The organism is Bacillus stercoris, from assembly GCF_029772985.1.
GTDB lineage: Bacteria > Bacillota > Bacilli > Bacillales > Bacillaceae > Bacillus > Bacillus stercoris.
The window spans coordinates 2,877,819-2,896,826 of the sequence record NZ_CP121861.1 but is presented as its reverse complement, the minus strand read 5'-3'; the positions used below and the strand labels follow the sequence as shown (position 1 = coordinate 2,896,826).

Below are 19,008 nucleotides of genomic sequence, written 5' to 3'. Positions count from 1 at the left end.
GTGTGAAATTGGTGTGACTTCATGTTTAATGTCTGGAGCAAGCACTTATGGGACAAGACTTTGACCTGTCTTTTCTTCCACGAAGACTGCATGAACATCATCATGAATGACTTGATTGAATTAATGGACCCGTGCTACATCGAAGTATGGGGCAAATTCACGCCAAGAGGCGGAATTTCCATTGATCCATACACAAACTACGGAAAACCTAGCACGAAGTATGAAAAAATGGCCGAATACCGTATGATGAACCATGATTTGTATCCGGAGACGATTGATAATCGTTAATGGCACAAGATGTCCTTACATAGACGTGGGTAACACTACGTCTATTTTTGTTTTTTAAAGCATCTTAGTTACTCGTTCTACACATCTTGATTATGTAAAAAAAGACGAGCGAATCCGGGGGGAATTCCACTCGCCGCTTTCTAATGAAAAGACGGGATGCTGGATGGCAGCTCGTCTGTTTTATTATAATTTAACGAACGTATGTTTGTAAAGGTGTCTTTTCTAAAGAAATGGTGAACATAACGATCAGAACAGATTTATTGTGAAAGTTCGTTAAGGTATGCTAAGATGCATGAACCGTAAAGGAGCTGATAAGAAGTGAAGACACTGCGATTAAACAATGTAACATTAGAAATAGCAGCATATCAAGAAGAAAACGAGCCGAAGCGCAAAATTGCATGTACCCTAAACGTTACGAGTGAGACTTACCACGATATCGCCGTCCTGTTGTATGAAAAAACGTTTAATGTCGAGGTTCCGGAACGCGATCTTGCTTTCCGAGGTGAAATGACAAATTATTCAACGTCATTGACCAACCTGTACGAACCAGGGGCCGTCAGCGAGTTCTATATAGAAATAACGGAAATAGACCAAAACGCCGATTCATAAATCGGTGTTTTTTATGTAAAAAAGCTGTTTACAGCTTTTGAGAAAGCGAATTTCATATGTAAGGTGTTTAATTGTCCGTCTTGCAGTTTTTTTCGAATCAATGTGGAAATAAGGAGGTTTTAATAGGAGTCTCTGATGATCTTATAATTTTTATGATTAACAACTGTCAATGAATCTAACTCAAGATCCCGATAGTTATCCATGATCGTCACATCAACGATAACAGAATTCTCATTTACTTTTTCAACGACACCGGTTAATCCGTTTTTAAATTCAATGACATTCCCAACCTTAGCGATTTTCACAAGCTTCCTCTCCTTTAAACATAATAATGCCTTTTGAAAGTATTTTGCAGTATTTTCATTGAGAAGTAAAGCGATAAGGAGTTTTATCTCCCTTATGAATTGTCCTGTCGCATTAAAGATGATATATTGATTTTCGTCAATAGAAAGAAAAGGGGGAATTTTCGTTGCATCCCGAAGAGATCACAGAAATGATTGAACAGCTGCGCACCGGCGCCATAAACGAACTGAGAGTCCAAAAAGAGCATTTCCTTGATTTCAGGGCTGTGTTATCTAAACAAGATGATTTTAAACATTTCCGAGGAATTGCCCAGCAAGGCGGAGATGTCATATTTCAATACTTAGAACAGCCAAGAAGCTGAAGGTTTCTCATATGTGAGAAGCCTTTTTATCATATATGACAGAATACAAGCCTTTTATTACGTCTGTCTGTAACAGATGTAAATAAAATGTAAAGTGTTATAAATGGATAAACATGTATCAATTTGACAAGATTTATAGAATTTCAGGCTGTTTTTCTGCCAGTAAGCAGTGAGTCATCCTCTTTATTCCATCCTGATGCCTCCTTGGGAGAGTTGGAAAATCTTTTTCCGTGAAAATGAATGGATCTCTTGTTAAGGTAATGAAGTGTTTTTTTGAGCACTTTAAGGAGGAAATTGTATGACAACGAAATTCACTGCTCTGGCTGTTTTTCTTCTTTGTTTCATGCCTGCAGCCAAAATTGAGCATACACAAGCTTCACTACTGAGCGCAAAGAAGACAAAACATGAAGAAGCGAAATGGCTTACACATATAGATCGAAATACGAATGAATCTTTCCCTTCACTGTCTGCTGATAAGGACAAGAAAATAAAACCGATTAAGCTATCAGCACACACTGAAAAGAAAGAGAAAGATAAACCGGACAAAACAAATGATGAGAAAGAAACATATACACAGTCTGAAAAAGAGTTGCTGTCCCGTCTCGTTCACGCAGAGGCCAAAGGAGAATCATATAAAGGCAAAGTCGCTGTAGCAAGCGTTGTACTGAACAGAACGGAGAAAAAAGGTTTTCCTGATACGATTAGAGGAGTTATCTATCAGAAAAACGCCTTTGAACCGGTCGCAAATGGCAGCATTAATCAAAAGCCTGACAAAGAATCGATTGAAGCTGCCGAAGAAGCACTGTCCTCAAAAAATAGAGAAACAGATGCCATCTTCTTTTATAATCCGAAAACAGCGTCAGATAATTGGATTCGTTCAAGAAAAATCGTCGAAAAAATCGGCAGACACGTTTTTGCCGTCTAAGCATAGAAGAGACAATAGGTCTCAACTGTGCTTTTTTTCATATAAAGAGTAAAAATAAAATAATTTTTTGACTTGTCTCATATGATGTTGGTAGTACAAGAGACAAGGAGAGACATCATGAATCGATTTGTGAAAGGGATCATTCTTCTATCCATTGCCGCCTTTTTCGCTGAATGCCTTGAATTTGTCGTAAATATGATTTTGGCACGGGAGCTTGGCGAGCATGGGATGGGGCTTTACATGAGTATTTTGCCCACGATCTTTTTAATTATTGTCATCGCAAGCCTGGAACTGCCGATATCCATTTCTAAATTCATTGCCGAGTCAAATCCTAAGCTTCATGAAAGCATGCTAAGGCACGCTTTTAGAATGACAGCCATTTTCACCGCTTTTTCTACTGCCGCCGCTAGTATTGCGCTTCCGTTTATTCCGGTATTTGATACATACCACCCGTTTATTAAAGGGATTGTCATAGGCTTAATTCCTGTTGTCGCCTTTACTTCGATCGCCAGAGGCTACTTTATGGGTGTGCAGAAAATGGGGAAAATCGCAATTGCCAATGTGCTGAAAAAAATCATTCAGCTCTTGTGCTTATTCATCTTCTTTCAATGGTACTCATTTGAATTGGACATGGCTGTGCTGATTTCCTTGTTTGTTTTAGTCGTGAGTGATGTGGTCGTGCTTGTTTATTTATATTCACAATTTATTATGGCAAGGCGTGCGGTATCCGGCCAGCAGCACATTCATTTGCGCGGAAAGGATGTAAGAAAAAGGCTGCTTGCCGTTTCAATTCCTACTACAGGATTGCGCATTTTTCATGCCGTTGTCAACGCAATTGAACCCTTTTTAGTGAAAGGAGCGCTTTTGGCTGCGGGCGTTGCGGGGACAGCGGCGATCGATCAATACGGAATGCTGGCTGGAGTGGCTGTGACGATAGGTTCGTTCCCTGCATTTATTGCCCATTCGTTAATGGTTGTCATGATACCAAGTATTTCGGAAGCTTATGCACTTTCACAGTATGACATCGTGTTAAAAAGGCTGAAGCAGTCGATTTTCATTACATTAGGTTACGGTATACCGGCTGTCTGGATCATGTTCCAGTTTGCGGGACCTCTCACACATTTGTTTTTTCACTCTCCTGAAGCGCAGTATTACTTGCAGCTGTTGTGGCCTTACTTTCTCTTTCATCTGTTTGTCATGCCGCTGCAGGCATGCTTAATCGGAATGGGTTTTGTGAAAGAGGCTTTTTATCACAATGTGTGGAGCCATATCGTTGCGCTGAGTATGATGTATGTACTGGGGTCAATGGAGAATCTGCAAATGCTCGGGATTATCCTCGGGATGAACACTGGCATGATTCTTTTGACGAGCCTGCACTATGCCACGATCTGCAAAGCACTGCAAGTATCTGTATTGCTTACGGGAGGGAACAGAGCGCCGCGAATTGAAGGATGATAAAGGAACAGCAGGGGCAAGCTAATTGAAAAGCATGAAAGGAAGATTCCATGTTGACGAAGCGCTTGCTTACTATATACATTGTGTTATTAGGGTTGATTGCATGGTTTCCAGGTTCGGCACAAGCCGAGGGGAAACAGCCTGCTGTTCCCGCTGTTTTTCTTATGAAAACGATAGAAGGGGAGGACATCTCGATTCCCAATAAAGGGCAAAAAACAATTCTCCATTTTTGGACATCATGGTGTCCGCCCTGCAAAAAGGAGCTTCCACAGTTTCAGTCGTTTTATGATGCCCATCCATCCGACAGCGTAAAGCTGGTCACGGTGAATTTAGTGAATTCGGAACAAAATCAGCAAGCCGTTGAAGACTTTATTAAAGCAAACAAGCTGACGTTTCCGATTGTCCTTGACTCAAAAGGGGAATTGATGAAGGAGTATCATATCATCACGATCCCAACATCATTTTTGCTGAATGAAAAGGGAGAAATTGAAAAAACAAGAATTGGCCCGATGACGGCGGAACAACTGAAGGAATGGACGGAAGAATAGCTGAGAGCATAGACTCTCAGCTTTTTTCATTAAGGGAAGAATTGAGAATGCTAATGATAATTATTATCAAAAAGAAATTAAAATAATTATAATTGAAATTCTCTTCTTGCGTGCTATAATAAAGGAAGACATCAAGAAATAACTGACGATAAAGCTGCCTTTTGGGCGGCGATTTTGTTTTTTATAATAGAAATGAAGATGATTTACGTTCTCAATTAGAGAGGAGAATTCGATATGAATGAACAAGTTATCGTTCAACGCGATCCGCACGAGCCATTGAAAACAGACAAGAGAGAAAAAAACTGGGCGCAGCACGCAGAGCTTATTGCAGCACTTGTATCAGGCGCCCTTATCTTGGCTGGCTGGCTCTTATCCGGCCATCAAGTATTATCCATAACACTTTTCTTGCTGGCTTTTGTGATCGGCGGATTCGCTAAAGCAAAGGAAGGAATCGAAGAAACGCTCGAATCCAAAACGCTGAATGTAGAACTTTTAATGATTTTTGCTGCCATTGGCTCCGCCTTGATTGGATACTGGGCAGAGGGCGCTATTTTAATATTTATTTTTTCCTTTAGCGGAGCTTTAGAAACATACACAATGAATAAAAGCAGCAGAGATTTAACGTCTTTAATGCAGCTTGAACCTGAAGAAGCAACATTGCTGATCGATGATGAAACCAAAAGGGTTCCGGTTTCAGACTTGCAGGCCGGTGATATGATTGTAATCAAACCTGGAGAACGAGTAGCAGCAGACGGTATCATTGAATCGGGCTCGACAAGTCTTGACGAGTCGGCATTAACAGGTGAATCAATGCCTGTAGAAAAAAACACAGGCGACGCTGTATTCACAGGGACGGTGAATCGCAATGGATCCTTGACTGTTCGTGTCACGAAAGCAAATGAAGATTCGTTATTCAGAAAAATTATCAAACTGGTTGAATCAGCGCAAAACAGTGTATCACCCGCACAGGCTTTCATCGAACGATTTGAAAATGCTTATGTGAAAGGTGTGTTAATTGCGGTGGGGCTCCTGTTATTCATCCCGCACTTTGCGCTGGGCTGGAGCTGGAGTGAAACCTTCTACCGCGCAATGGTGTTTATGGTTGTCGCGTCACCTTGTGCGCTTGTCGCCTCTATTATGCCGGCGGCGTTGTCCCTGATTTCAAATGGCGCCCGCAACGGTATGCTTGTGAAAGGAAGCGTCTTTCTTGAACAGCTGGGCTCTGTGCAAATGATCGCCTTTGATAAAACCGGTACTGTAACAAAAGGCCAGCCGGCAGTTGAGACGATCAGAATAGCAGAAGGGTTCAATGAAGCGGAAGTTCTTGAGGCTGTCTATGCCATCGAAACGCAATCAAGCCATCCGCTTGCCCAGGCCATAACGGCGTACGCTGAAAGCCGCGGCGTGAATCAGTCCGGCTACATATCTATAGAAGAAACATCAGGGTTTGGCGTTATGGCAGAAGTGTCGGGCGCGAAATGGAAGGTCGGTAAAGCAGGTTTTATCGGCGAGGAAATGGCAGCACAATTTATGAAACAGACAGCATCAGATATCATTCAAAGCGGCCATACGATTGTATTTGTGAAAAAGGATGATCAAATAGCGGGCTGTATTGCACTGAAGGACCAAATCAGGCCTGAAGCAAAAGAGGTCATGGAGGAACTGAACCGACTTGGGATTAAAACGGCCATGCTGACAGGAGATCACGAGGACACGGCTCAAGCGATTGCCAAGGAAGCCGGCATGACAACTGTTGCGGCAGAATGCCTGCCTGACCAAAAAGTGAATGAAATCAAACGATTAAAAAAAGAATTCGGAACGATAGCAATGGTTGGTGACGGAATCAATGATGCGCCGGCGCTCAAAGCGGCGGATGTCGGCATTGCGATGGGCGGCGGAACAGATGTAGCACTTGAGACCGCTGATATGGTCCTCATGAAAAACGACTTGAAAAAGCTCGTAAACATGTGCCGCTTGTCACGGAAAATGAACAGGATCATTAAACAAAATATCGTGTTTTCTCTAGCTGTGATCTGTCTGCTGATTTGTGCAAACTTTTTGCAGGTGATGGAATTGCCATTTGGCGTGATTGGTCATGAGGGAAGTACGATTTTGGTCATACTAAACGGATTAAGACTCCTAAAATAAAACCAGCAGCCCCATCAGGCTGCTGGTTTTTTATGTATCAAGCTTTCCCTTCATTTTTGTCTTTGGCAGATCTTTTCGTAACCAGGATGAGAGCGAGAATGCAGCAAAGGAAGCCCGCTGCACAGCCTATAATTGAGCTGTAATAATAAAAGCCCACCATCTTCATTCCGATAAAAGGAGCGGAAATTCCCAAAATCGTTAAGAGCATAACTGCTTTTCGCCTGAAAAAATTCATCAGCAAACGGAACAACCCCCTGCGATTGAACGTTACTGTCAGTATACAGGAAGCGGAGCAGGAAATAAAATGCATCGGAAAATGAAGGCGTTGTGAAAGGCAAACATCTGCAAAACCTGATACAATGAAGGATAGAACAATGCATTGCAAATGGCGGGGAGGAACAAGAAGTGAATAGAATACAACGCGTCTCTTCATGGCTGAAGGAAGCGGGGCATACTGCCGCATTTATTCATACGAAAGAAAATGTTTTTTACTTAACCGGTTTTTACACAGAGCCGCATGAAAGATTAATGGGGTTATTTATTTTTCAAGAAGAGGAGCCTTTCTTTATTTGTCCAGGAATGGAAGCAGGGCAGGCCCGCAACGCAGGCTGGAATTATGAAATTATTGGCTATGCGGATCACGAAAATCCGTGGGAGCTGATAGAGAAAGCCTTGAAAAAGCGAAATATCAGCATACATACGCTTGCGGTAGAAAAGGATTCCATCTCGCTATCACGCGCTGAACAGCTGAAGCATTCGACGGGCGGGGCTCAATTTGTTTCAGCAGAAGAAACACTCAACCAATTTCGCCTGATTAAAGACGACAATGAAGTTCGTTTGCTGAAAGAGGCGGCAAAGCTTGCGGATTACGGTGTTGAAGTCGGTACAGCCGCTTTGCGTGAAGGCATTAGTGAAGTGGAAGTGCTCGCTCAAATTGAGTATGAGCTGAAGAAAAAAGGAATTCAAGGCATGTCTTTTTCGACAATGGTTTTATTCGGAGAAAAATCAGGCCAGCCTCACGGAAATCCTGGTACAGCCACGTTGAAGAAAGGTGATTTTGTTTTATTTGATCTTGGTGTTATTCTTGACGGCTATTGCTCTGATATTACAAGAACATTTGCATACAAAACCATCAACCCGAAGCAGGAGGCGATTTACGAGACTGTGCTTCAAGCGGAAAAAGCCGCGATTGAGGCAAGCAAACCCGGTGTCAGAATCGGAGATCTGGATTTGACAGCCCGCGGAATCATAGAAAAAGCGGGATACGGTGACTATTTTCCTCACCGGCTTGGACACGGACTCGGAATTTCTGTCCATGAGTACCCATCAATGAGCCAGGCTAACGATACGCTTCTGCAGGAAGGCATGGTCTACACGATCGAACCGGGAATTTATGTGCCTGAAATCGGCGGCGTGCGCATTGAGGATGACGTTCATGTAACTAAGGACGGGGCAGTTGCCCTGACACAATATCCGAAGGAATTAATCATACTGCCGTAACAGGAAGTAAAAAAGGACTTTGTTCGAGACATCGTCCTTTTTTATCTGCATTAAATAAAAAAATCATCAAAAGTTCGAAATGGTTTAATTTCATGTTTTTGGTTGAGAGGTTTTACAGCAAGACAGCTGCCGCCGAGAACAGTGAGACATAATCCAATTAAAATGAAAAAACCCATGTGATCTTCTCCTTTCAGCAAAAAACATAAAATATGTCTGGTACGTTCCTATCATATTGTATGAAACGCATTCCAGATCAAGGGATTTAGAAAGAAGGGAATCTATGGCTAATATTAAAGACATTGCAGAAAAAGCCGGTGTCTCCGTTACAACGGTTTCCCGGGTGATAAACAATCATCCGTACGTTAGTGAAGACAAAAGAAAAAGAGTGCTTGAAGCGATGGAGGCATTGGAGTACACGAGAAATATTCATGCTGTCCATTTGTCGAAAGGATTTTCAAACATGATTGGTGTTGTCTTGCCGACGGTTAGCCTGCCATATTTTGCAGAGCTGATTGCAGGAATAGCTGACGCAGCCGTGGAATCCGGGATTCACCTCTCTTTATTTCAAACAAACTATGAGGTCCAAAAAGAAATCTTTGCGCTGTCTCAATTAAAACAGCGACAGGTTGACGGCCTGATTTTTTGTTCAAAGGCACTTGCTGATGAGAAACTCATGGAATGGGAGGGCCCGATATTGCTATGCCAGAATTCAGATATTGGCCGTTTCCCAACCATCAGCATTCCACACCAAGAAGCATTCCGGAACGGCTTGGACTATTTAATTGCCAAAGGGCACAAAAAAATAGCGATCTGTTTGGCAAGAAAAAAAGGCATGAACAGCCATTTTCGAATCAAAGCCTATAAAGAAGCATTGGAAGAGATCGGGGAGGCATTTCGTGAAGACTGGGTAGTTGAGAAAGCGATTACAATCAATGATGGGAAGGCGCTTTTTCATAAATGGAAAACGTGGAAGGAAAAGCCGACGGCTATTTTTGTTGCCAATGACCAAGTTTCAGCAGGGCTTTTTCTTGAAGCAAAGAATCAGCAGGTATCAGTACCGGATGAGCTTGCGATCTTAAGTGTTGATAACCACGAAATCAGCCAAGCCCTTGGAATCACAACGATCGATATTCAAACAAAGGAAATGGGAAAGCAGGCATTTGCCATGCTGGAAAAAAGAATTCAAGGGCAGCCGGTTGAAAGGAAGGTTTTGGATTACCAACTCATCGAAAGATCGACTGTTTAGTGAAAGCATCGAAAAAAGGTTTGACGTGCATTCCGTTCGTTATGTACGATATGAGGTATTGAATGACAAAGGAGCTGAGGATCGTGAATGGGTCCTTCACAGTGAAAAAGGTACTGAATAATAATGTATTAATTGCTTCTCATCATAAATACAGCGAAGTCGTTTTAATCGGAAAAGGTATTGGTTTCGGAAAAAAACAAGATGATGTCATTGAAGATAAAGGCTACGATAAAATGTTCATTTTAAAAGACGAGAAGGAACAAAAGCAGTTTAAAAAGCTCCTTGACTATGTTGATGAAAAGCTCGTTGATATTTCGAACGATGTCATCTATCACATCAGCAATAGGACTAATCACTCATTAAATGAACATATTCATATTGCGCTGACAGACCACATCGCATTTGCGATCAAAAGGCAGCAGCAGGGATTTGATATGAAGAATCCATTTTTAATGGAGACTCAGTCACTATACCCTGAGGAGTACCAAATAGCTAAAGAAGTCATAGAGATGATCAATGAAAAAGCGGGAATCTGCCTCCCAGAAGGGGAGATTGGTTTTATCGCTCTGCATATCCATTCAGCGCTGACAAACCGCCCGTTGTCTGAGGTCAATCAGCACTCGCAGCTCATGGCGCAGCTTGTCGAAGTGATTGAAGACTCATTTCAAATGAAAGTAAATAAGGAAAGTGTCAACTATTTGCGGCTGATCAGGCATATCAGATTTACAATAGAAAGAATTAAAAAAGAAGAACCGACTAAAGAACCAGAAAAATTAATGTTCTTATTGAAAAATGAATATCCGCTATGCTACAATACAGCTTGGAAATTGATTAAAATCTTGCAGCAAACATTGAAGAAACCAGTTCATGAGGCGGAAGCGGTTTACCTAACGCTTCATCTGTACCGATTAACCAATAAAATTTCATAAATTCAGTTTAACCTTATAACGTGTTACTGATCCGATCAGGCATGAGTGATTGAGGGGAAAAAAACGGGAAGTTATTCTCGTTCTTTTGCGCACCCAATTTTGCTCATGCCCTTTTTGTTGTGTAAAAGGGCAAATGTAAACGGTTAAACTGGAAGACTTACGCCTGTGAATTCGTTGTCATGATTTTTAGCTGTAAGGTCAGACTAGTAAAAAGAGGAGGTCAATTCTTATGTTTAAAGCATTATTCGGCGTTCTTCAAAAAATTGGGCGTGCGCTTATGCTTCCAGTTGCGATCCTTCCGGCTGCGGGTATTTTGCTTGCGATTGGGAATGCGATGCAAAATAAGGACATGATTCAAGTCCTGCATTTCTTAAGCAATGACAATGTTCAGCTCGTAGCGAGTGTTATGGAAAGCGCTGGGCAAATTGTTTTCGATAACCTTCCGCTTCTATTCGCAGTCGGTGTAGCCATCGGGCTTGCCAACGGTGATGGAGTTGCAGGGATCGCGGCGATTATCGGTTATCTGGTAATGAACGTATCCATGAGTGCGGTTCTTCTTGCAAACGGAACCATTCCTTCCGATTCAATTGAAAGAGCCAAGTTCTTCACGGAAAACCATCCTGCATATGTAAACATGCTTGGTATACCTACCTTGGCGACAGGTGTGTTCGGCGGTATTATCGTCGGTGTGTTAGCTGCACTATTGTTTAACAAATTTTACACAATTGAACTTCCGCAATACCTTGGTTTCTTTGCGGGTAAACGTTTCGTTCCAATTGTTACGTCAATTTCTGCACTGATTCTGGGTCTTATTATGTTAGTGATCTGGCCTCCGATCCAGCATGGATTGAATGCCTTTTCAACAGGATTAGTGGAAGCGAATCCAACCCTTGCTGCATTTATCTTCGGGGTGATTGAGCGTTCGCTTATTCCATTCGGATTGCACCACATTTTCTATTCACCGTTCTGGTACGAATTCTTCAGCTATAAGAGTGCAGCAGGAGAGATCATCCGCGGGGATCAGCGTATCTTTATGGCGCAGATTAAAGACGGCGTACAGTTAACAGCAGGTACGTTCATGACAGGTAAATATCCGTTTATGATGTTCGGTCTGCCTGCTGCGGCGCTTGCCATTTATCATGAAGCAAAGCCGCAAAACAAAAAACTCGTTGCAGGTATTATGGGTTCAGCAGCCTTGACATCCTTCTTAACAGGGATTACAGAGCCATTGGAATTTTCATTCTTATTCGTTGCACCAGTCCTGTTTGCGATTCACTGTGTGTTTGCGGGGCTTTCATTCATGGTCATGCAGCTGTTGAATGTTAAGATTGGTATGACATTCTCCGGCGGTTTAATTGACTACTTCCTATTCGGTATTTTGCCGAACCGGACGGCATGGTGGCTTGTCATTCCTGTCGGCTTAGGGTTAGCGGTCATTTACTACTTTGGATTCCGATTTGCCATCCGCAAATTTAACCTGAAAACACCTGGACGCGAGGATGCAGCGGAAGAAACAGCAGCAACTGGGAAAACAGGTGAAGCAGGAGATCTTCCTTATGAGATCCTGCAGGCAATGGGTGACCAGGAAAACATCAAACACCTTGATGCTTGTATCACTCGTCTCCGTGTGACTGTAAACGATCAGAAAAAGGTTGATAAAGACCGTCTGAAACAGCTTGGCGCTTCTGGAGTCCTGGAAGTCGGCAACAATATTCAGGCTATTTTCGGACCGCGTTCTGACGGGTTAAAAACACAAATGCAAGACATTATTGCGGGACGCAAGCCTAGACCTGAACCGAAAACATCTGCTCAAGAGGAAGTAGGCCAGCAGGTGGAGGAAGTGATTGCAGAACCGCTGCAAAATGAAATCGGCGAGGAAGTTTTTGTTTCTCCGATTGCCGGGGAAATTCACCCGATTACAGATGTTCCTGACCAAGTCTTCTCAGGAAAAATGATGGGTGACGGTTTTGCGATTCTCCCTTCTGAAGGAATTGTCGTATCACCAGTTCGAGGAAAAATTCTAAATGTGTTCCCGACAAAACATGCGATCGGCCTGCAATCCGACGGCGGAAGAGAAATTTTGATCCACTTTGGTATTGATACTGTCAGCCTGAAGGGCGAAGGATTTACGTCTTTCGTATCAGAAGGAGACCGCGTTGAGCCTGGACAAAAACTTCTTGAAGTTGATCTGGACGCAGTCAAACCGAATGTACCATCTCTTATGACACCGATTGTATTTACAAACCTTGCTGACGGAGAAACAGTCAGCATTAAAGCAAGCGGTTCAGTCAACAGAGAACAAGACGATATTGTGAAGATTGAAAAATAAGGGTGTTAGTACGCCGTGCTTGTCAGATGACAAGTACGGTTGTATGATATAATATTGTGAAGTAATATAGCTTTAAGTTAAAAGGAGAATGATAAAAATGGCACAAAAAACATTTAAAGTAACTGCAGATTCTGGAATCCACGCTCGTCCTGCGACAGTTCTTGTACAAACTGCTAGCAAATACGACGCTGACGTTAATTTAGAATATAACGGCAAAACAGTTAACCTTAAATCTATCATGGGTGTTATGTCTCTAGGTATCGCTAAAGGCGCTGAGATCACAATCTCTGCTAGTGGAGCTGACGAAAACGATGCTCTTAACGCTTTAGAAGAAACAATGAAAAGCGAAGGACTCGGCGAGTAATGCAAGAGTTAAAAGGGATTGGCGCTTCAGCCGGCATCGCGATTGCAAAAGCGTACCGGCTTGAAGAGCCAGATTTAACGGTTGAAAAGAAAAGCATCTCTGATTCTGAAGCGGAAGTAAGCCGTTTTGATGAAGCGATTGCACGTTCAAAAGAAGAGCTCGAAAAAATCAAAGAGCACGCTTTGAAGGAACTGGGTCAGGATAAAGCTGATATTTTTTCTGCGCACCTTTTAGTTCTCAGTGACCCTGAGCTTCTGAACCCTGTGAAAGAAAAAATCAGCACTGATTCTGTGAATGCTGAATTCGCTTTAAAAGAAACGTCTTCTATGTTCGTTACCATGTTTGAGTCTATGGACAACGAATATATGAAAGAGCGTGCGGCAGATATCCGTGATGTAACAAAACGCGTAACTGGCCACCTGCTTGGCGTCGAAATTCCAAACCCAAGCATGATCTCAGAAGAGGTTATTATTGTAGCTGAAGACTTAACACCATCTGACACAGCTCAATTAAACCGTGAGTTCGTAAAAGGATTCACAACTGATATCGGCGGACGTACATCTCACTCGGCTATCATGGCGCGTTCTCTTGAGATTCCAGCAGTTGTTGGAACGAAAGCGGCTACAGGCACGATCCAAAACGGCGTGACTGTTATCGTTGACGGTATCAATGGCGATGTCATTATTGACCCATCTGCGGAAACTGTAAAAGAGTATGAAGAAAAACATAATGCTTATTTGGCTCAAAAGGCTGAGTGGGCGAAGCTTGTCAATGAACCGACTGTCTCAAAAGACGGACATCATGTAGAGCTCGCAGCGAACATCGGTACTCCTGATGATGTAAAAGGCGTTCTTGAAAACGGCGGAGAAGCAGTTGGCCTTTACCGTACAGAATTCCTTTACATGGGAAGAGATCAGCTGCCTACAGAAGATGAGCAGTTTGATGCTTACAAAACGGTTCTTGAGCGTATGGAAGGAAAATCAGTTGTCGTGCGGACACTTGATATCGGCGGAGACAAAGAGCTTCCTTACCTGCAGCTTCCTAAAGAAATGAACCCGTTCTTGGGATACAGAGCGATTCGTCTTTGCCTGGAAGAGCAAGAAATCTTCAGAACACAGCTTCGCGCGCTGCTTCGTGCAAGTACATACGGAAACTTGAAAATCATGTTCCCTATGATTGCGACAGTTAACGAATTCAAAGAAGCAAAAGCGATCCTTCTTGAAGAGAAAGAAAAGCTCGTAAAAGCGGGACAGGCTGTATCTGATGATATTGAAGTCGGTATGATGGTTGAAATTCCGTCAACTGCAGTCATCGCTGATCAGTTTGCTAAAGAGGTTGATTTCTTCAGTATCGGAACAAACGATTTGATCCAATACACAATGGCAGCTGACCGTATGAATGAACGTGTATCTTACCTGTATCAGCCATACAACCCGGCAATCCTTCGCCTGATTACACTTGTAATTGAAGCGGCACATAAAGAAGGAAAATGGGTTGGCATGTGCGGAGAAATGGCAGGAGACGAGATTGCGATTCCGATCCTTCTCGGCTTAGGCTTAGATGAGTTCTCAATGAGCGCAACGTCTATCCTTCCGGCAAGAACACAAATCAGCAAATTGTCTAAACAAGAAGCTGAGTCATTCAAAGAGAAAATCTTATCTATGGGCACGACAGAAGAAGTTGTCGCGTTCGTAAAAGAAACATTTAAGTAATGTATAAAAACCAGACGGCCTCCGGCCTGTCTGGTTTTTTTCATAAGTAAGGGTATAGAAGGACACAATAACATGGCTAGGAGGGATAGTATGTCAAACCAATTTAACGCAGGAGATACTGTTTATGTGATCTACAGAAATCCGCACGCCGCCAATGTTGCTCACATCAAGGAAGCCGAAATTGTGCACCACCCATACCATGAAGGCGAGCTTTCTCTGTTTATTTATGAAACCTACCATCCGTTTGCAGAGGACGACGCTGTGTTTGCAAGCTATGAAGAAGCTAAATCACTTTACAAAGAACTATTTGATATTGATCCGTATGAGTAACAAGGAAATCATTACAACTCATATCCTTTCCGTCTGGTGAGAAAAGTAACAGTAGTAAAGGAAAAGGATGTGGCATCATGCAGAACCCATTTGTTCCGCAGCTTGTGTATATAGAACCAAGAGCGCTGGAATATCCGCTGGCTCAAGAATTACAAGATAAGTTTGAGAAAATGGGCATTGAAATCAGAGAAACGACATCCCACAATCAGGTGCGTAATATTCCTGGGAAAAATCATCTTCAGCAATATCGCAATGCGAAATCAACTTTAGTTATCGGTGTTCGGAAAACATTAAAGTTTGATTCATCCAAACCCTCAGCCGAATATGCCATCCCGTTTGCAACAGGCTGCATGGGGCACTGCCATTATTGCTACCTGCAAACAACCATGGGATCAAAGCCATATATCAGAACTTATGTAAACGTCGAAGAGATTTTGGATCAGGCGGATAAGTATATGAAAGAGCGCGCGCCAGAGTTCACAAGGTTCGAAGCCTCTTGTACCTCAGATATCGTAGGAATTGATCATCTGACACACACGCTGAAGCGCGCCATTGAACATTTTGGTCAAAGTGATCTCGGAAAGCTTAGATTTGTAACGAAATTTCATCATGTCGATCACCTATTAGATGCAAAGCATAACGGGAAAACGAGATTCAGGTTCAGCATTAATGCCGACTATGTGATTAAAAACTTTGAGCCGGGAACATCACCTCTTGATAAGCGGATAGAAGCGGCTGTTAAAGTTGCAAAAGCAGGATACCCGCTAGGCTTTATTGTTGCACCGATTTATATTCATGAAGGCTGGGAAGAAGGGTACAAACATCTATTCGAAAAGCTTGATGCTGCTTTGCCGCAGGATGTTAGACATGATATTACGTTTGAATTAATTCAGCACCGTTTTACAAAACCGGCCAAACGAGTGATAGAGAAGAATTATCCGAAAACGAAGCTTGAATTAGATGAGGAAAAGCGCCGTTATAAATGGGGCCGTTACGGGATCGGAAAATATATATATCAGAAAGATGAAGAGCACGCACTTCGAGAAGCGCTTGAATCCTATATTGATGCTTATTTCCCTAATGCGAAAATCGAATATTTCACTTAACCGGGCTGTTGTGATGAACAGCTCGCTTTTTTATAGAAAGGATTTTTCCATTCCATCAAAACGCCGTAATTCAATGATTCTGTATCCTCTAAATAATTGTTGACTACACGAATAGGTGAACGCCCGCAACGGAGGAGAAAGGACAGCACAGGGTCGTTTTTCCTGCCTTCCATCACATCTTCAACGTACTGAACAGCGCTGATCTCGTGTGCGTATTTATGATATAAAGGAATGCGTCCGCCTCCGAGAAGGCGCTCCAGCCTTTTATCAACAGTAAGCTCATACATCGTATTCATCAGCCATTTTCCGATTCCAAGCTTTCGATAACGTGGAGAAACAGAAATATCCACTACATATAAGGTATTTCCATGAGGGTCATGATTCTTAATTGATCCGTTGTCTGTTGCTTGCGCCCATGTATGGTCAGGAGATTCAGGTTCAAATTGTACAATAAGAGCCGTCATGGAACCAATAATTCTGCCATTGATGAGCGCGCATAAAGCGCCTTCCGGAAAGGTTTTGATATGACTGTCAAGCTGATCCTCAGACCACAGCATTTCTTGGGGAAATGGGGGAGGGAAACATTCTCTTTGAAGAGAAATCAGCCCCTTGATGTCAGTCTCATTGTAGTTTCTGATGGTTAGAGCTTCAAATTTTCTTCCGTTATGCACATATATTTGTTTCAGTATGATCATCACTCTCCTTATGTTGTTTTATTATAACGAAGATTGAATTTTCAGTAAATATATTTCGATATTCTTATAATTTATTTTTTGATTATTCATTTTTCAAACGAAAGGGCCGATATAGAAATTAGGAGGGGATTGGTTTGTTTAAAAAACTTCACATGAAGATTGCTGTTTTTGTTTCGATTATGTTAATCGCCACAGTTGTTCTTTTAATGCTGTCTTCTTATTTAACGCTAAAACCGATGATTACAGAGGATGGGAAAAATACAACTCAAAACGTGACGCAGTCACTTGAACAAAATATTGAATTGCAATTAAAGAGCTATGCTATTTCGTTATCAAGGCTGGCTAATGGGGAATTAACGCATACATTTGTAACGAAACCAAGTAAAGAAGCTGCTCGGCTGTTTAATGATGACATTAAGCAAATCAAAGATAATGATGATTATGTTGCGATGGCTTACATAGGCACCGCAAAAAAAGAAATGTTTACATATCCAAAAGCGGATTTCGCTGAGGATTATGATCCAACATCAAGACCTTGGTATAAGCTTGCAGCTGAAGCCCCGGATCAAGTTGTTTGGACGGAACCTTATAAAGATGTCGTGACAGGAGACATGATTGTTACTGCATCGAAAGCGATCTTAGACGGGCAAAAAGTGATAGGGGTTGCCAGCTATGACCTGAAACTCTCTGCTATCCAAAGTATGGTCAATAAACAAAAGGTGCCTTACAATGGATTTGCCTTTTTAGCTGATGCGAGCGGCAATCTTTTAGCCCATCCGTCAAATCAAGGGAAAAATATATCAAAGGATCAAACACTGAAAACCATTGCGTCCGAGAAAAAAGGGATACAGGATGTGAATGGGAAAATGGTTGTGTATCAAACGATTGGTGAAACGGGCTGGAAGGTCGGAACGCAATTTAATACCGATCAATTAATGTGGATTTCAGATAAAATGAATCGGGCAAATCTGTGGATATCATTGATTGCGCTTATCATCACAATTATTCTCAGCTACTTCCTGGCCAAAACGATAACCGGTCCGATACAGCAGCTGATCGCTAAAACGAAAGCCGTTTCCGCAGGCGATTTAACAGTGCACGCGGAATCAAAATCTAAGGATGAAGTCGGTATTTTAACAAGGGACTTCAATCTGATGGTTGAAAATATGAAGGAAATGGTTGAGCAAGTGAGGATCTCTTCAGGGAAGGTATCTGATACCACTGAGCAATTAACGGCTGTCTCTGCAGAAACAAATGAAACAAGCGGACAAATTGCAAAAGCGATTGAAGAAGTAGCTGCAGGGGCATCGGAACAAGCTTCTGAAGTTGAAACCATTAATGAAAAATCAGAAAGCCTGTCAATGAAAATCAGACAAATCGCTGAGGAGGCAGGCGGAATAAAAGAACGCTCAAAATCGTCCGAGGATGCGAGCTATAAAGGACTTGACGCACTCGGCCAGCTGCTGATGAAGTCAAACGAAGCCAACATGGAAACAAAAAAGGTCGAAACGATGCTGCTGGATTTAGAAAATCAAACTAAGAATATTGAAGAAGTCGTTACGGCGATTTCAAACATATCTGATCAAACCAATTTGCTTGCTTTAAATGCCAGCATTGAGGCAGCCAGAGCGGGAGAAAGCGGCCGCGGTTTTGCCGTTGTAGCTGATGAAGTGAGGAAGCTAGCTGAGCAATCAGCCCTCTCTACAAAGCATATCAGTGAGACTGTGAAGCTTATCCAGCTTGAGACAAAAGAGGCCTCTCATGCAATGATTGAGGCAAGCAGAATGAACGATGAACAAAACAGTGCCATTCACGAGACTGGAGAGGTATTAAACACGATAACTTCGGAAATGCAGTCACTGGTGCAAGGCATTGATCACATTTACGCAGAAATTCAAAGAATGAGTGAAGAACAGCTCGCGATTTCTGAAGCGATTCAAAGCATTTCAGCCATATCACAGGAATCAGCTGCCGCAGCAGAGGAAGTGAACGCATCAACTGATGAACAGCTGATCACTCTTGATAAAGTCAAACACTCAACAGACACGTTAAAACATGCAAGCCAAGAGCTTATGAAAACAATCACAAAATTCACATTATAATCCAAAAAATCCCTAAAACACGATATGTTTTGGGGATTTTTTATTTTAAGAGTCTACT

The 19,008-nt window shown here is 42.3% G+C and carries 18 protein-coding genes and 1 pseudogene; 16 read left to right on the top strand and 3 right to left on the bottom strand.

Translation table 11 applies throughout. The annotated features are described in order from the left end of the window. Positions 1 to 75: 75 nt before the first annotated feature. Positions 76 to 288, top strand: a pseudogene (locus QA442_RS15025) (tunnelling fold family protein); the annotation flags it as partial. Between the two features lie 318 nt (positions 289 to 606). Further along, positions 607 to 897: a YkvR family protein gene (locus QA442_RS15020; RefSeq protein ID WP_014663762.1), complete on the top strand. Its 291-nt coding sequence runs from the start codon at positions 607 to 609 to the stop codon at positions 895 to 897. Positions 898 to 1,016: 119 nt separating this feature from the next. Here QA442_RS15020 and QA442_RS15015 read toward each other — a convergent pair whose 3' ends face one another. Next, positions 1,017 to 1,202, bottom strand: coding sequence for a YkvS family protein (locus QA442_RS15015; RefSeq protein ID WP_003232446.1), 186 nt, complete (start codon positions 1,200 to 1,202; stop codon positions 1,017 to 1,019). 164 nt (positions 1,203 to 1,366) lie between these two features. Here QA442_RS15015 and QA442_RS15010 point away from each other — a divergent pair, with 164 nt between their 5' ends. The 5 genes from QA442_RS15010 (at position 1,367) to pfeT (ending at position 6,637) form a co-directional block, all read left to right on the top strand. After that, positions 1,367 to 1,561, top strand: a complete 195-nt coding sequence (locus QA442_RS15010; protein WP_014663763.1) for a hypothetical protein — start codon at positions 1,367 to 1,369, stop codon at positions 1,559 to 1,561. A gap of 298 nt (positions 1,562 to 1,859) precedes the next feature. Continuing rightward, positions 1,860 to 2,486 carry a cell wall hydrolase gene (locus QA442_RS15005; RefSeq protein WP_003232442.1) on the top strand — a complete coding sequence of 209 codons (627 nt, stop codon included), beginning with the start codon at positions 1,860 to 1,862 and terminating at the stop codon, positions 2,484 to 2,486. A gap of 117 nt (positions 2,487 to 2,603) precedes the next feature. Then, on the top strand, positions 2,604 to 3,941 hold the full coding sequence (gene ykvU, locus QA442_RS15000; RefSeq protein WP_014663764.1) for a sporulation protein YkvU: 1,338 nt from the start codon (positions 2,604 to 2,606) through the stop codon (positions 3,939 to 3,941). A 50-nt stretch (positions 3,942 to 3,991) separates the two neighbouring features. After that, positions 3,992 to 4,489 (top strand): sporulation thiol-disulfide oxidoreductase StoA, encoded by a 498-nt coding sequence (gene stoA / locus QA442_RS14995; RefSeq protein ID WP_095431420.1) that lies wholly within the window; start codon positions 3,992 to 3,994, stop codon positions 4,487 to 4,489. A gap of 234 nt (positions 4,490 to 4,723) precedes the next feature. Beyond that, on the top strand, positions 4,724 to 6,637 hold the full coding sequence (pfeT, locus tag QA442_RS14990; RefSeq protein ID WP_095431419.1) for a metal-transporting ATPase PfeT: 1,914 nt from the start codon (positions 4,724 to 4,726) through the stop codon (positions 6,635 to 6,637). A 37-nt stretch (positions 6,638 to 6,674) separates the two neighbouring features. Here pfeT and QA442_RS14985 read toward each other — a convergent pair whose 3' ends face one another. Next, complete coding sequence (locus QA442_RS14985) at positions 6,675 to 6,878, bottom strand: hypothetical protein (protein ID WP_014663767.1); 204 nt, start codon at positions 6,876 to 6,878, stop codon at positions 6,675 to 6,677. Positions 6,879 to 7,042: 164 nt separating this feature from the next. Here QA442_RS14985 and papB point away from each other — a divergent pair, with 164 nt between their 5' ends. The 8 genes from papB to splB all read left to right on the top strand — a co-directional run bounded on the left by papB (position 7,043) and on the right by splB (position 16,153). Continuing rightward, complete coding sequence (gene papB / locus QA442_RS14980) at positions 7,043 to 8,137, top strand: di/tri-peptidase (protein ID WP_095431418.1); 1,095 nt, start codon at positions 7,043 to 7,045, stop codon at positions 8,135 to 8,137. Between the two features lie 280 nt (positions 8,138 to 8,417). Continuing rightward, positions 8,418 to 9,383: a LacI family DNA-binding transcriptional regulator gene (locus tag QA442_RS14975; RefSeq protein ID WP_095431417.1), complete on the top strand. Its 966-nt coding sequence runs from the start codon at positions 8,418 to 8,420 to the stop codon at positions 9,381 to 9,383. Positions 9,384 to 9,445: 62 nt separating this feature from the next. After that, the gene (gene glcT, locus QA442_RS14970) at positions 9,446 to 10,312 is read left to right on the top strand and encodes a glucose PTS transporter transcription antiterminator GlcT (RefSeq protein ID WP_014663771.1); all 867 of its coding nucleotides are present in this window, start codon (positions 9,446 to 9,448) and stop codon (positions 10,310 to 10,312) included. A gap of 229 nt (positions 10,313 to 10,541) precedes the next feature. Then, on the top strand, positions 10,542 to 12,641 hold the full coding sequence (gene ptsG / locus QA442_RS14965; RefSeq protein WP_069149508.1) for a PTS glucose transporter subunit IIABC: 2,100 nt from the start codon (positions 10,542 to 10,544) through the stop codon (positions 12,639 to 12,641). Between the two features lie 97 nt (positions 12,642 to 12,738). Further along, positions 12,739 to 13,005 (top strand): phosphocarrier protein HPr, encoded by a 267-nt coding sequence (locus tag QA442_RS14960; protein WP_003154654.1) that lies wholly within the window; start codon positions 12,739 to 12,741, stop codon positions 13,003 to 13,005. Next, positions 13,005 to 14,717, top strand: coding sequence for a phosphoenolpyruvate--protein phosphotransferase (ptsP, locus tag QA442_RS14955; RefSeq protein WP_095431416.1), 1,713 nt, complete (start codon positions 13,005 to 13,007; stop codon positions 14,715 to 14,717). Before QA442_RS14960 ends, ptsP begins: the two co-directional genes overlap by 1 nt. Positions 14,718 to 14,807: 90 nt before the next feature. Further along, positions 14,808 to 15,047, top strand: coding sequence for a splAB operon transcriptional regulator SplA (splA, locus tag QA442_RS14950; RefSeq protein WP_003218644.1), 240 nt, complete (start codon positions 14,808 to 14,810; stop codon positions 15,045 to 15,047). A 77-nt stretch (positions 15,048 to 15,124) separates the two neighbouring features. Beyond that, a complete protein-coding gene (gene splB / locus QA442_RS14945; protein WP_014663774.1) occupies positions 15,125 to 16,153 on the top strand; it encodes a spore photoproduct lyase in 1,029 nt (342 codons plus the stop codon). Here splB and QA442_RS14940 read toward each other — a convergent pair. After that, on the bottom strand, positions 16,150 to 16,848 hold the full coding sequence (locus tag QA442_RS14940) for a GNAT family N-acetyltransferase (RefSeq protein WP_095431415.1): 699 nt from the start codon (positions 16,846 to 16,848) through the stop codon (positions 16,150 to 16,152). The two genes, splB and QA442_RS14940, sit on opposite strands and share 4 nt — an antisense overlap. Positions 16,849 to 16,982: 134 nt before the next feature. On the opposite strand from QA442_RS14940, the gene mcpC reads away from it, so the two are divergent. Then, positions 16,983 to 18,950, top strand: a complete 1,968-nt coding sequence (mcpC, locus tag QA442_RS14935; RefSeq protein WP_095431414.1) for a methyl-accepting chemotaxis protein McpC — start codon at positions 16,983 to 16,985, stop codon at positions 18,948 to 18,950. Positions 18,951 to 19,008: the final 58 nt, after the last annotated feature.

Excerpts from the sequence above, each read along its gene's own strand:
- QA442_RS15005 (WP_003232442.1), top strand. The coding sequence starts at position 1,860 with ATGACAACGAAATTCACTGCTCTGGCTGTTTTTCTTCTTTGTTTCATG.
- ptsG (WP_069149508.1), top strand. The coding sequence starts at position 10,542 with ATGTTTAAAGCATTATTCGGCGTTCTTCAAAAAATTGGGCGTGCGCTT.
- splA (WP_003218644.1), top strand. The coding sequence starts at position 14,808 with ATGTCAAACCAATTTAACGCAGGAGATACTGTTTATGTGATCTACAGA.
- splB (WP_014663774.1), top strand. The coding sequence starts at position 15,125 with ATGCAGAACCCATTTGTTCCGCAGCTTGTGTATATAGAACCAAGAGCG.
- glcT (WP_014663771.1), top strand. The coding sequence starts at position 9,446 with ATGACAAAGGAGCTGAGGATCGTGAATGGGTCCTTCACAGTGAAAAAG.
- QA442_RS14940 (WP_095431415.1), bottom strand. The coding sequence starts at position 16,848 with ATGATCATACTGAAACAAATATATGTGCATAACGGAAGAAAATTTGAA.
- QA442_RS14975 (WP_095431417.1), top strand. The coding sequence starts at position 8,418 with ATGGCTAATATTAAAGACATTGCAGAAAAAGCCGGTGTCTCCGTTACA.
- ykvU (WP_014663764.1), top strand. The coding sequence starts at position 2,604 with ATGAATCGATTTGTGAAAGGGATCATTCTTCTATCCATTGCCGCCTTT.
- ptsP (WP_095431416.1), top strand. The coding sequence starts at position 13,005 with ATGCAAGAGTTAAAAGGGATTGGCGCTTCAGCCGGCATCGCGATTGCA.
- QA442_RS14960 (WP_003154654.1), top strand. The coding sequence starts at position 12,739 with ATGGCACAAAAAACATTTAAAGTAACTGCAGATTCTGGAATCCACGCT.
- pfeT (WP_095431419.1), top strand. The coding sequence starts at position 4,724 with ATGAATGAACAAGTTATCGTTCAACGCGATCCGCACGAGCCATTGAAA.
- stoA (WP_095431420.1), top strand. The coding sequence starts at position 3,992 with ATGTTGACGAAGCGCTTGCTTACTATATACATTGTGTTATTAGGGTTG.